This is a genomic window from Methanothermobacter tenebrarum (genome assembly GCF_003264935.1).
GTDB lineage: Archaea > Methanobacteriota > Methanobacteria > Methanobacteriales > DSM-23052 > Methanothermobacter_A > Methanothermobacter_A tenebrarum_A.
The window spans coordinates 43,753-56,221 of the sequence record NZ_QLOE01000009.1 but is presented as its reverse complement, the minus strand read 5'-3'; the positions used below and the strand labels follow the sequence as shown (position 1 = coordinate 56,221).

The 12,469-nt window shown below is 39.9% G+C and carries 12 protein-coding genes; 1 reads left to right on the top strand and 11 read right to left on the bottom strand.

Annotation, left to right across the window (positions count from 1 at the left end):
• Positions 1–216 precede the first annotated feature (216 nt).
• Positions 217–1,314, top strand: a complete 1,098-nt coding sequence (locus DPC56_RS06945) for an acyltransferase family protein (RefSeq protein ID WP_112094357.1) — start codon at positions 217–219, stop codon at positions 1,312–1,314.
• Between the two features lie 64 nt (positions 1,315–1,378).
• Here DPC56_RS06945 and DPC56_RS06940 read toward each other — a convergent pair whose 3' ends face one another.
• The 11 genes from DPC56_RS06940 to DPC56_RS06890 form a co-directional block, all read right to left on the bottom strand.
• On the bottom strand, positions 1,379–2,548 hold the full coding sequence (locus DPC56_RS06940; RefSeq protein ID WP_112094356.1) for an ABC transporter permease: 1,170 nt from the start codon (positions 2,546–2,548) through the stop codon (positions 1,379–1,381).
• Positions 2,545–3,276: an ABC transporter ATP-binding protein gene (locus tag DPC56_RS06935; RefSeq protein WP_112094355.1), complete on the bottom strand. Its 732-nt coding sequence runs from the start codon at positions 3,274–3,276 to the stop codon at positions 2,545–2,547. The genes DPC56_RS06940 and DPC56_RS06935 overlap by 4 nt, the downstream gene beginning before the upstream one ends.
• Positions 3,277–3,451: 175 nt before the next feature.
• On the bottom strand, positions 3,452–4,333 hold the full coding sequence (argB, locus tag DPC56_RS06930) for an acetylglutamate kinase (RefSeq protein ID WP_112094354.1): 882 nt from the start codon (positions 4,331–4,333) through the stop codon (positions 3,452–3,454).
• Between the two features lie 15 nt (positions 4,334–4,348).
• A complete protein-coding gene (argJ, locus tag DPC56_RS06925) occupies positions 4,349–5,539 on the bottom strand; it encodes a bifunctional ornithine acetyltransferase/N-acetylglutamate synthase (RefSeq protein ID WP_112094353.1) in 1,191 nt (396 codons plus the stop codon).
• A gap of 40 nt (positions 5,540–5,579) precedes the next feature.
• The gene (locus DPC56_RS06920; protein WP_112094352.1) at positions 5,580–5,810 is read right to left on the bottom strand and encodes a hypothetical protein; all 231 of its coding nucleotides are present in this window, start codon (positions 5,808–5,810) and stop codon (positions 5,580–5,582) included.
• 78 nt (positions 5,811–5,888) lie between these two features.
• Entirely contained in the window at positions 5,889–7,094 is a 1,206-nt protein-coding gene (locus DPC56_RS06915; protein WP_112094351.1) for a hypothetical protein, read from the bottom strand.
• Between the two features lies 1 nt (position 7,095).
• On the bottom strand, positions 7,096–8,121 hold the full coding sequence (locus tag DPC56_RS06910; RefSeq protein ID WP_112094350.1) for an NYN domain-containing protein: 1,026 nt from the start codon (positions 8,119–8,121) through the stop codon (positions 7,096–7,098).
• A gap of 15 nt (positions 8,122–8,136) precedes the next feature.
• A complete protein-coding gene (locus tag DPC56_RS06905; protein ID WP_112094349.1) occupies positions 8,137–8,880 on the bottom strand; it encodes a metallophosphoesterase family protein in 744 nt (247 codons plus the stop codon).
• Position 8,881: 1 nt separating this feature from the next.
• Positions 8,882–9,229: a nascent polypeptide-associated complex protein gene (locus tag DPC56_RS06900; RefSeq protein WP_112094348.1), complete on the bottom strand. Its 348-nt coding sequence runs from the start codon at positions 9,227–9,229 to the stop codon at positions 8,882–8,884.
• Positions 9,226–11,172, bottom strand: a complete 1,947-nt coding sequence (tgtA, locus tag DPC56_RS06895; RefSeq protein WP_112094347.1) for a tRNA guanosine(15) transglycosylase TgtA — start codon at positions 11,170–11,172, stop codon at positions 9,226–9,228. The genes DPC56_RS06900 and tgtA overlap by 4 nt, the downstream gene beginning before the upstream one ends.
• Positions 11,160–12,362, bottom strand: a complete 1,203-nt coding sequence (locus tag DPC56_RS06890) for a tRNA (5-methylaminomethyl-2-thiouridine)(34)-methyltransferase MnmD (protein ID WP_112094346.1) — start codon at positions 12,360–12,362, stop codon at positions 11,160–11,162. The genes tgtA and DPC56_RS06890 overlap by 13 nt, the downstream gene beginning before the upstream one ends.
• Between the last annotated feature and the right edge of the window lie 107 nt (positions 12,363–12,469).

Genomic DNA, 12,469 nt, shown 5'->3' with positions numbered 1-12,469 from the left:
AAAGCCCTCACAGAAACCCTGAAAAAAGGAATAAAAACACCAGACCTCAAAGGAAAACACACAACAACACAAGTAGCAAAAGCGATAAAAAAAGAACTGCTAAAAATAGCTTAACACGATTCTTTTTTTAACTAATGATTTTATCCATCTTCACACTTTTGAAAATGTTTGAAAATCTTTCAAGTAGAAATCTTTGGTCAGGATGGAGCAATAAAAATGAGAAAATATTATCTTGATAATCTACGCTGGCTTATAATTTTGCTTTTGTTCCCATATCATGTGTTACTCATCTACAGTAATATTGGATCATACTATTTCCATGCTGGGAACTCTGTTATTGCCAATACTTTCATCTTGAGTTTGGCACCTTGGTTTATGCAATTACTTTTCACCATAGCAGGAATAGCCACCTATTATTCATTGAAAAAGAGAAGTGCAAGCGAATATCTCAAGGAAAGAATATCAAAACTATTAATCCCCACAGTAGCAGGGATGATCCTTGTAATACCAGTAAGCGTATACTTTGGTTCACTCTACAGTGGATATACTGGAAGTTTCCTCGACTTTTGGCTGGATTTTTTCACCCACTGGTTGCCCAATCTAAAGTCAGGAATACTCATAGGCCACCTATGGTTTCTTTTGTACCTCTTTATAGTCTCTTTGATTGCACTTCCAATTATCATGAAGTATAAAAATGGAAAATGGGAAATTCCCCTAGAAAAGGTAACCATACCTAAACTATTATCATTGATCATTCCCTTAGCCTTTGGCAGCCTTTTCTTGAATTTATACCCTGAAAAAAGCATATTACAATTCTTTCTAGTTTTTATTTTCGGTTACTTTTTATTATCTGATGAAGGAGTCCAGCAGAAATTGGAAGATAAAAGATGGCCACTTTTCATCTCATTTCTAGCTATAAACATCTTCTATCTCTTGATAAGTGTACCTAATATAGGTTCCACGGTAAATAATAGCAGCCAATCCACTTTTCAATCATTCATAGGCGCATTTATAATGAAAATATTTGAAAATTCTATAATGTGGCTGGGAGTCCTTGGTGTGATGGGAATGGGTAAACATTACCTAGAATTTAAAACCTCAAAAACACTCTACCTTTCGGCGGTGTCATTCCCCATTTACATCTTCCATTTACCCTGGATCAACATGTTCGCCTATTACATTATAAACTGGACACCCAACCAACCACTACAAATAATCCTAATCATTTGCCTTAGTTTCATATCTACCATAGCCACAATCGAACTGGTTAGAAGAATCAAAGGATTCAGATTCCTATTCGGGATCAAAGGCTAAACCACACCAAAAATGATAAATTCCGATTCCCTTCAAAGAGAATTGGGGAGATTTTATCAAATTTTCAATCTTTCCCCTTTTTCAAGGACCAAACCGCAACCATAAGGAAAAAGATGGCAAAAATTACAAGGGCGATGATATTAGGCCAGATCTTAGAGACTCCCCATCCTTTGAGCATAATTGCACGGCAAGCATCCACTGCATAAGTCGGAGGGACCATATATGAAAATGGCCTTAACCACCTTGGGATTGCTTCTATGGGCCAGAAAACGCCTGAAAGCAGGAAAGCGGGGAGTATTATGAAGGGTATGAATTGGATTACTTGTCCTTCTCTCTTCGCAAGGCTTGATAACAATATGCCTAGTGCTTGGGAGACCACCGCCAAGAGCGCCACTACAAAGAATGCTAAAAGAACGTTTCCAAGGATCATAATGTTGAAGACTAGCACAGCCACTGTAAGGAGAAATGCCGCTTGTATCATCCCTATTGTCCCAAATGCTAAAGCGTAGCCTAATACTATCTCGCTTTCTTGGAGTGGTGTTGCCATGAGCCTATCTAGTGTGCCTGAAATTCTCTCACCGACAAATGCAAGTAGCGTGAGGAGTGTTGCTAATAGGAAAACAACGAAGGCCATGATCCCCGGGACGAAGGAATCTATAAAATCCGCGTCTTTAGCATAGATTGCATCTTGAGTAACTTTAACTGGGAATTTTATACCCTCATCTTTCATTGTCTCGGTTATTGCTTCCTGGACAGCTCCTATTATAGAATTTTTAATGGTTGTAATGCTTTCATCATCTTTTATCATGATCTGGGCTTGGGGTAGTGAATCGACTGTAGAATTGCGCATAAATGATGGACTAAATTTTTCAACTCCTAGGTAAGCGTTTCTGGTGAAGTTTTCAGGGAAAATTATAACTGCATACACATTTCCATCTTCGATTTTTCTGATGGCTTTGTCTTCGTCGTCCATGTACTCAATGTCCAAAGTTTCATTATTAAGATTTGATAAAATTTTATCTGAAAAAGAGATGTTTTCACCGTTTGGTGTCTGGAATCCTTGGTCATGGTTGACTACTATAACATGAATATCTTCAACATTTCCACTGAAGGCCAATCCAAAAACGAACATTGCAAAGATTGGGGCTATGAGCATTAATCCGATGGTTCTTTTATCATTTTTAATGTCTCTGAAAACCCTTTTAGTCACGGCTAATATTCTTCGGAGATTCATGGCCCCACCCCAATTTTTAGGAACGCGTCTTCAAGCGACTCTGTACCAGTTTTTATGAGCATTTGTTGTGGTTTATCCTCTGCTATTAACTTTCCAGCCCTCATAAACCCTATGCGGTCACAATGTCTTGCTTCATCCATATAATGTGTTGTTATAAGAATAGTTTTCCCTGATTTTTTGAGTTCTTTGAAGTAGTCCCAGAATGAGACCCTAAGTTCTGGGTCAATCCCAACTGTGGGTTCATCAAGAAAAAGGATTTTGGGCTCATGGATTAGTGCACATGCCAGTGATACGCGATGTTTCATCCCACCACTCAAGTTTCTAACAATTTCATCCCCCCAATCTTTGAGATTTATGAAATCAAGCAGTTTTTGGATTTTATTAGATATCTGATCATCTTTGAGGTTGAATATTTCCCCATAAAATTCTAGATTTTCTTCAATGGTCAAGTTGTCATAGAGTGCTGTCTCTTGTGGCATGTAACCTATCTCTCGCGCCACGATTTTATCAGGTACTCTCTTTCCTAGGATAAATGCTTTTCCCGAAGTTGCCTTTGAAATCCCGCAGAGCATTTTGATCGTGGTTGTCTTACCAGCCCCATTCGGGCCTAAAAGCCCGTAAATTTCCCCTTTTTTGACTTTCAAATTTAAGGCATTTACAGCGCAAAATTCTCCAAACTTTTTTGTTAGATTCAGTGTTAGAATGGCATGATCAGCTCCTGTCTCCATTAATCCACCCCCAATTAATAATAGGTTGCTTCAAATATAAAGGTGAATTTATCGACTTTGAAACTTATAAAAAAAAGGAGAAACCCTTTATATAAAATTTAGGGATAGAAAGGGTGTTTTATTCAAAATGCGTTGTTGGAATGGATCTTTTAGACCATTAAGATTCTATGGTGGTTTACTTTGTTATCATGGTTCCTATGCCCTTCTTTGTGAATATTTCCAGGAGTAGGGAATGTTTGATCCGTCCATCGATGATATGTGCTGATGAAACCCCATCTCTTATCGCCTGGATACATGTAAGGGCCTTTGGGAGCATTCCGCCTTTTATTATACCTTCTTTGATGAGATCATCCAATTCGCTTATGTTAATTTTTTCTATGAGAGTATCTGGGTCGTTCGGATCCTCTAGGATACCTGGAACATCTGTGAGTAATATGAGTTTCTCTGCACCGACCTTCGCAGCTACTTCACCGGCAACGGTATCAGCATTCAAATTTAAGGTTTCAGCATTCTTATCGATCCCTATGGGTGATATTATGGGAATGTAACCATTGCTTGTCAGCATCTCCAATATTTCAGGGTTTACAGATTCTATCTCACCAACTAGTCCAAGGTCTATTTCGAGCTCTTCTCCAGTTTTTTCATCCTTGATTATATGGGGTGCTTTTTTCTTGGCAAGTAAGAGTTGGCTGTCCTTTCCTGATAATCCTATGCCTTTACCCCCGTGGAAGCATATCTTTGACACTATACTCGTGTTTATTTTACCTACGAGGACCATTTTAACTATTTCCATTGTCTCCTCGTCTGTCACTCTTAAACCTTCAATGAATTTTGGTTCTTTCCCCATTTTGTTCATTGCCCTGGATATTTCCGGTCCTCCACCATGAACTACGATTGGCTCCATCCCAACATATTTTAAGAGTACGGTGTCTCTTGCTGTGGAATCCATGGCTTCTTCTTGTATCATGGCATGTCCACCATACTTTATCAAGATCTTTTTGCCATGGAACCGTTTAATGTATGGTAAAGCTTCGACAAGGATTTCGACTGTTTTCATCCCACATTGCAACTCCTATGTTGTGTATTCTGCATTTATTTTCACATAATCATATGTTAGGTCGCAGCCATAGGCCTTTGCTTTTTCTTTACCTATTCCCAGATCTATTATGATTCTTATCTCATCTTCATTCATAATATCTGCAGCTATTTTAAGTCCCCTGTTGTTTTCCGAGGCTATCATTCCTTCCTTTATAAGTTCAATGTTTCTATTTTCACTTTCTAGGATGATTGACACTTTTTTTTCATCTATCACAGCCCCTGAGTATCCTATCGCGGCTATGATCCTACCCCAGTTGGGATCTGCTCCAAATAGTGCTGTTTTAACAAGAGAGGAGCTTGCAACTGTCCTCGCCACTCTCCTGGCATCTTTTTGGGATTTGGCATTTAAAACTTCCACCTCCATGTACTTGGTTGCTCCTTCACCATCCTTTGCTATCATCTTCGCGAGTTCTCTGCATGTTAAATTTAATGCTTCTTGGAAATTATCATCTATTTCTCCTGATTTTCCAGTTGCCATTAATATGACCATATCATTGGTGCTTTCATCCCCATCGACTATTACCATGTTAAAGGTCTCATCTACGGCTGTCCTGAGAGCCTCTTTTAACTGTGATGATGATGCCTTAACATCTGTGGTTATGAATGAGAGCATTGTAGCCATGTTAGGGGCTATCATACCTGAACCCTTGGCCACGCCACCTATCCTAGCCTTGTTACCATCCTCGAGTTCGAATTCAACTGCAAACTCCTTTGGGAACGTGTCGGTAGTCATTATCGCCTCTGCGAATCTCCTAGACCCCCTAGGTGAATTTTCGAGGCCTCCTAGAACCTTTTGAGTGAGGGGTTCTATTATGTTCATGGGCATTTTTCTGCCTATGACACCTGTGGAAGCCACGGCAACCATGTCCTCTGGGATTGAAAGACCCTCGGCTACGAATTTGGCCATTCTCTGAGCATCCTCCATGCCCTCTGGGCCTGTGAAGCAATTGGCATTACCACTGTTGGCTATGATGGCTGATAGTCTACCATCTTTTAAGTGCTTCATGGTTAATTTTATGGGTTCGGCTTTTATCTTATTAGAAGTGAAGACGGCTGCAGCGGTGCTTTTACCAGCATATAATATGCCAAGACCATATTTTCCTTTCCTGGACCCCCAGGCGAGTATGTTATCTACTGCGCATACTCCACCCTCTATCATCTTCACGGGCGCTCCTCCTACTATTCACAGATGATTAGTCACACTATTATGGATTGTATTCGTTGGGATTTGTCATGTTACTTGTAATCGTCTCGTTAACCTGTGGCACGTATTCGTTCGGATTTGGGATCTCTAGGCTTGTATTGTTATAGGCGGGTTTTGGGCTGATATTTCCAGGTGATATTGCTAATATTATCCCTAGACAGGAGCCACAACCAAACGCTATCAATGATATTAAAAGTGCAACAATTATTTTAGCTTCGGTTTCGGGTCGCATTGTAAAACTCCCCAGATTATATTAGAGATAATCCTTTAAATAATTTAAGATCATATTAGAAGATATGATCGAGATTTTCTAGGTAGTGGCCCCATATAATATTACGAGTAATATTGCAAGTAGTCCTAGTTGCCAGTATCCGAGATTCCAGCCTAGGAATGTTGCCATGAAAACGAAGATGAATATTATGATGAGCTTTGATTTTTCATTGAATAGGTAATCTATGACAGCTCTAGTAAAGGGGTTGGGGATGAAATAGCCGTAGAGTCCATCTGCAACATCGAATATTATGACAGTAGCAGGGTTCCACAATTTTATATCATCTGCAAGTTGTGCTCTTTCAGCTGCTTCTCTTCTAGTTTTACCTATTCCTGCTCTTATCTTTGCACCGTTTGCAAGTGCATGCCATGCAGCATCTATTGTGGCCCTTAGTGCAATGTCTTTGCTTGGTAGGTTAGCGATTAGATCATCCCCACCTTCCTTGTAACCTTCGATTTTTCCTTTACATTCCTTTTCAATGTAACTTTTGATGTCGTTCATTATCTCGACTAGGGCTCCTTTACCATATTCTTCGATAAAACTTGTGGAATTTATAACATCAATGAAGAGGTAATTGTCATGGGGTGATGGTTCACCCTCCTTTGGGTTGAATGGTGTTGGGAATATGAGGGCGAATTCACCGCCAAGTTTTGTGAAACCCACTCCTGGGATTTCACCAACTTCCTTGTTTAATCTTATGGATCTTTCTATTGCAGCGGCTCCTGTCATCCCCACAGCAGCCCTAAGGCCAATCTTTTTTGCACTAGCCAATCCTATAAGTTTTATAGCAGCCCTTATAGCATCATTCTTTGAAGGGAGTCTTGCGATGACTTCTGTGGGACTTTTTTCAATAATCTTTCCCTTTTCTTTTCTTAGAAGTTCTATGAAATCTTTGATTATCTTGGCCTTGTTAAAAACTTCTATGTAAAGGTAACGGTCGCTGCCTATTATGATGTTGCTAAAAAGGGCGTACTCGTCTACTTTGTCCAAGGGTGGTTCTAATTCGATGAATTTCCTATTGGGGGGGATGTTCTCAGAACCGACCTCTCTTATAAGATTGTTAAAAATGTTTTGGCTGTTTATATCTGCTCTTTTTATTTCTATGAGCATGGTCTTTGTGTAGTTTATCATGTCAACGTATTCGCGTTCTCTGGCATTGTTTGGGGAATACTTGGTGCCTATACCCAAAACCTTATTTTTTAATAGTAAACCTAGTAATGCTCGGAGAATATACTCTGTCAGCATTTTAACTGCTTCCTCCCTTCTCCAAGACCACTTCAAATTCTCCAGGTTTTTCCATTAACATGCTAGGCTTCACAGAGACTATAGGGAATCTCCAAGATCCTATGCGAGCAGCTATGGTACTTGCAATGTTCCTTGAATTCTTCTTTACAAAATTATAATCATGGTCATTGATGATTATGTTAATATCATAGGGGGCTTCTTCCATAACCTCATCAGAATAGAGTATATTAACCTCGAAACGGCCCTTTTTGATGAAAATATCATTTCTAACAGCGACGAGGGGGGCGTGATCCAACTTTAAACGTTCGAAGACTGTTACTGCAATGTTACCGGCATATTTAACAACTTCTCTATAATCTTGGAGGTTTACAAGTACAAATATTATGAAGTCTCCTGTTTTTTCAGCTTCCTCAACGAGTTCCATGAACTTATCAAAGAGGGGTAATTTCGTGAGCAAGCCTTCAAGTTTTGGTTCAAGACCCTCCTCTTTCACTTTTTCTATCCTATCAATGGCTTCCTTTGCAATTGCTATACCACTTAATTTTTTACCCCTTTTAACCTTATAATAGTCGAAGCCCTTCCTCTCGAATTCGACTAATATTTCTGCACAGATTTTCTGAAGGATATTTTTAACCCTTTTAGGTTTTGATGGCCGGCCGATAACTATTTTATCTTCCTTGAAATTGTAGGGTATCCTCCTACTACTTATATCCTGAAATTCATCAGAATACTCTTTGAAGGCGTCATTTGATAATATTTTAGCATTTTCTTCTTCTGCCAATTTTAAAATGAAGTGATCTGCATTAGTACCAGAGGGCACCTGTTTAAACTCGCCCTTTTCAAGATACTTCTTAAATTTTTCCTTATCATCGATTTCGTGCTTTAATGATGCATCGGCGATTATAACAGGCTCGTATCCAAGTTTACGGAGTTCTTCAGCGGCCTTTAATATGTTCTCTAACTTGGGCTTGTCGTCATCTCCCTTTCTAGAATGAGCTACATTAGATGCATCTATAATAACCCTCAATTGATCACCCTTCTATTATTTAGAACAAAGCTTATATGATCCCATCAAATAGCTTTTCCTTTGCACTTGGTTCAATCTTATCTCTATTATATCATCCTCGATATAATATGTGTTATATGAATTAATATCTTTACCTCGAAGCTTGAGCGATGCTACTGTACCAGCTGTTACAAAGAAAATGTCCTCAACTCTCCATACATGTGGAACATGCTTATGGCCGCAGATAACCAGATTAGCCCCACATTTGACAATGGAGCATAAAATGTCACCTGCATCGACTAGAACGTTCCTTTCACGTCCGGTTTTCGGTACTGGTATAATATGATGATGTAATGCTATCACACTATACAAGTCGGCCTCAGCGGCCTTTTTAAGCTCCTTCTCCATCCATAATTGCTGTGACCTTCCTACCTTCCCCTCATCTAGGTCTGGTTCACTACTATCCAATCCTATTACTCGTAATTCGTCATTAACAGTTAATGTGCCCTTTTTTTCTTTTAAAACCTCTTTGAATGTCTCATTACCTACATGTCTTGCATCATGGTTACCAGGGACAACCACCAGGGGACTTTCTATATTACTAAGATAACTTGCCACTTGCAAAAATTCTAGGTAGTAGCCATTATCTGTTAAATCACCTGTAGCAACGACAACATCAGGTTCCATGTCATTTATCTGCCTTATAGCCTCTAATAGTATGTCCTCTTTAAAGTTTTCCGCGCCTACATGAAGATCTGATATGTGGGCGATGAGCACCATTTTAACTTAACCTCAAGATAGCCTCTGCAAGATCCCCATTGGTTTCCTTCAGCGCATCCTCCGCTTCCTTCCTAGTGGCGCCTGTCTGGCTCATAACAAGCTCAATATCCTCCTCGGGTATCTCAGGTTCCCTTGTTTTCTCCTTGGCTTTACCAGTTACTTGATAAGTTCTCTGGCCCATGAAATCCATGATACTAACCTTAGGGTTCCCTATGATGATATCTTTATCCTTTAACCTTATTATAACTTCTTTAACGCCCCTGAGGTCCTTCATCTCCATTCCCATCTGTTTCATTGCCCTCTGCATCTGCTTTAATTGTTTCGGGTTCATTCCCATACCAGGTATCATCTTCCTCCTCTCCTTGTCTTTATAGCCTGGCCATAATTGAAGTCTAGGATCTCCTCACTACAGAGGAGTGACTTGCCTGTGGCTAGTAATTCGTCATCCTCGTTAACTATTAAAACTTCATCATTTGCACGTATATTTTTATCACATTCTATAACGAACTTTGCAAATATATTTTTCCCCTCCCTAGCAAAGGGTTCTGATTCTTCATCTACAACAACCCTACACCTAGGATAATCTAGGCTTGAATGTAGGAGTGACGCACCCTTCCATGACGGGATTATAAAACCATCAGAGGTCCTTATACTCGCGATAAGCTCATCATCCACGTAAATATATCGTATTCTCCCCGTCTTTTTACTCTTTATTATCTGCAAATCCCCTTTGAAAAGTGCTTCGCCAGCCCCCTCCCCAAACTGATAATCTGCCACGGCAACTAGACGATCCTTATCAGAAACTCTAAAAGAGGGAGGGTCAACCCTAAACTTGAATCCAAGGTTAAATCTTTCGTTAATATCCTTGCTGACTATTATAGTCTTATAATTCTCCTCAAGTTTTTTTATAATTGAACGAATGAAATTTTCTGATTCAAAATCTAATATAGATGGAGATTCATTCTGTGAGAAAGGATAAAATTCATCCAACTCCAATGGTATTATCCCAAATGGGATGTCAACTACCATGAACTGCCACTCATCAACCTCAACAGGGACTGGAGAAAAAAATTCTCCAATATCAACTGGGACATGCCTCGAATAAGGCTTATTATAAACTGATAAAAGTGCCACTCCCTTCTTTTTGGGGAGTCGATTCAACCTCTTATGATGGCGGTAGACCTCAACCCTTCGAAGAGATTCCGGGCCAGTATAAAAGAAAGCAGACCTTTTAGAAACCGGATCATATTTTTCAATTAATTCTTGGTAATTAAGCATTTTTCTGTAGGCGTCCAATAATCGTGGATGGGCTCTGCACCTTTGATCCACAAGCTCCATCAAACTACCTTCATTTATAGCCTGTCTCACCCTTCTAATCTCGGCAAAACTCACATAAAGATTATGAGCTGCTATAAGATTTCTCCTCCCATTTTCCTCCATGCTCCGCAATTCTTGTGGAGTATATTCAACACACACATTACAAGAGCATGGCATTTCACTAAGATCCTCTAACTTGTATGTCCCAGAGGGGTCTAGTAGCCTGTCATCATTAGCATATAGGATATAGGCTGCTGAATCGAATAGGTCGCAACCCATGGAAACTGCAAGTGCAAATAGCATAGGATGTCCAGCACCCATAAGGTGCCTGGGCCTAGAAGGTGGAAGATACTCTACAGATGCCATAACAACCTCAACGAGACTCTTATAATCATAGGATTCAAGGAGGGGTACAACAGCACCGATAGGGTGAACATCAAAATCCATCCTTGAAAGTTCCCTTGCACACCACTTCCTAAGATCTGCATATGTGGAACCTTGGACAACTGAATTCAACATCATATTCTCGCGATGGGATAATGCTTCCTTGGCCCTTTCCAAGGTTATTTTGAGATCTTCCTTGGCCTTTTTATAGGGGGCATATGGGGGTGTTGGAATATCAAGTGATGTTCCAATATCGGCTCCGATCTCCTCTTGGAATTCTATGATCTCCTTGTTAGTGACGTCAATGTCACCATATTCTGCCAATTGAAAAGAACCAGAGTCTGTTACAACGGGACCATCGAAGCCTATAAGCTTATGAACGCCCTTTTTGAGTGCCATGTCTCTTAGTTTTTCATTTTTGTAGATTATGTAAGCGTTTGTTATCACGATTTCGGCGCCAAAGGATTTAACATCAACCACCATCTTACTAGGGTGTATTACTGGCATGAGTGCTGGTGTTTTAACCCTATAATCGCCTATAGTGAATATCCCAGCCCTTGCAAGGCCATCTTTGGCTTTTATTTCGAACAAGATATGCACTCCCCATTTTTCACTTTTTCTAGTCTGTTTCTCATTTCAAGTATTCTTTCCCTTGATGATGAAAGTCTCAAGCTCTTACATCCACATATACATTCTGGGTATTGTGGACAGATAATATAGAGCGCTTCCTTTGAGAAAGTATCATGTATACCTATCCTTCTAAGGTTTTTCAGTATCCTCCTAGCATGCTTTTCTGGGAGTTCCCTTCCAAGGTATATGGGTGTTCTATATGATGATGGTAGCATATTGGCGTTCCTAACTATCCTCCTTTCACTTTTCCGCCTTTTTATTATCTCCTCGCGACCATCCTCCAGGTTAGGATCCCTATAGGGTATTCCAACATCGGTTAGGGCTATCATCCTCTCATCATCCCATGAAAGACCCTTTCCAATGGGTTTTGGGGATGCTATGGTGCCGCCCCTCTTTCTGCCGAACTTGGGACCTTCACATATATGGAAACCGGCCTCTATCATGGCGGCTCTTACAGGAGCTGCTGATGTATAAGTTGTGAGGATACCATCATCTTTTATAACCCTTGAAAGTTCCAACATAAACTCTAAAGTGTAAAGTTCTGGACTTTTAGGTGGGCTGAACGCATCTAAGAATATGGCATCATAGTATTTTTGTGGGAGTGAAGGTAGTGTTTGTCTTGCATCTTCACAGAAAAGTTCGATGGAGATGTTATCTGGGATCTCGGTTGATATCATCTGAAAACGGGCCAATCCATTCTCAAGGAGCCATTCCTCATATGCCCTTTTTACGATCCTATGAGCTGGTATGGGGCTTGGCACAAGAACTCCAGCACATATAACCTCTGGTGAAGCTTCTATCATATGTATGAGGATATTTTCGGCTTTTATATGGTCTATGAGGGCTGCTGAGTTGTATCCAAGTCCGGAGCAGATATCAAGAACTTTAATATTGTCCCTGTTTTCTAGTTGTGATGGTTTAACGAATTTTTCATAGGCTTCGGTTATGGCGCCATGTATTGTGTGCATGGTTTCACTTTTTCCTGAAAGCTTTTTTGAAGGGAGTGTGTATGAACCATCATCTGTTCTGATTAAATATCTTTTAAGTTTCCTTGAAGCCTCTTCTCTTACATTTTCTCCAAGACATTCTCTGTCCAAATATTCTTTTATGAGTACTATGATTTCATCATTTACTGTTAGAGGCTTGTACATGACTCACACCAAAAAAATTGGATCCCATATGGGGGGGTATACTCATAGAAGCTATAAAAGATGCAATGTAAAATTTTTCATCATGACAAAATTTCTTTTTTCCCGCT

Excerpts from the sequence above, each read along its gene's own strand:
- DPC56_RS06945 (WP_112094357.1), top strand. The coding sequence starts at position 217 with ATGAGAAAATATTATCTTGATAATCTACGCTGGCTTATAATTTTGCTT.
- DPC56_RS06940 (WP_112094356.1), bottom strand. The coding sequence starts at position 2,548 with ATGAATCTCCGAAGAATATTAGCCGTGACTAAAAGGGTTTTCAGAGAC.
- DPC56_RS06935 (WP_112094355.1), bottom strand. The coding sequence starts at position 3,276 with ATGGAGACAGGAGCTGATCATGCCATTCTAACACTGAATCTAACAAAA.
- argB (WP_112094354.1), bottom strand. The coding sequence starts at position 4,333 with ATGAAAACAGTCGAAATCCTTGTCGAAGCTTTACCATACATTAAACGG.
- DPC56_RS06920 (WP_112094352.1), bottom strand. The coding sequence starts at position 5,810 with ATGCGACCCGAAACCGAAGCTAAAATAATTGTTGCACTTTTAATATCA.
- DPC56_RS06915 (WP_112094351.1), bottom strand. The coding sequence starts at position 7,094 with ATGCTGACAGAGTATATTCTCCGAGCATTACTAGGTTTACTATTAAAA.
- DPC56_RS06905 (WP_112094349.1), bottom strand. The coding sequence starts at position 8,880 with ATGGTGCTCATCGCCCACATATCAGATCTTCATGTAGGCGCGGAAAAC.
- DPC56_RS06900 (WP_112094348.1), bottom strand. The coding sequence starts at position 9,229 with ATGATACCTGGTATGGGAATGAACCCGAAACAATTAAAGCAGATGCAG.
- DPC56_RS06890 (WP_112094346.1), bottom strand. The coding sequence starts at position 12,362 with ATGTACAAGCCTCTAACAGTAAATGATGAAATCATAGTACTCATAAAA.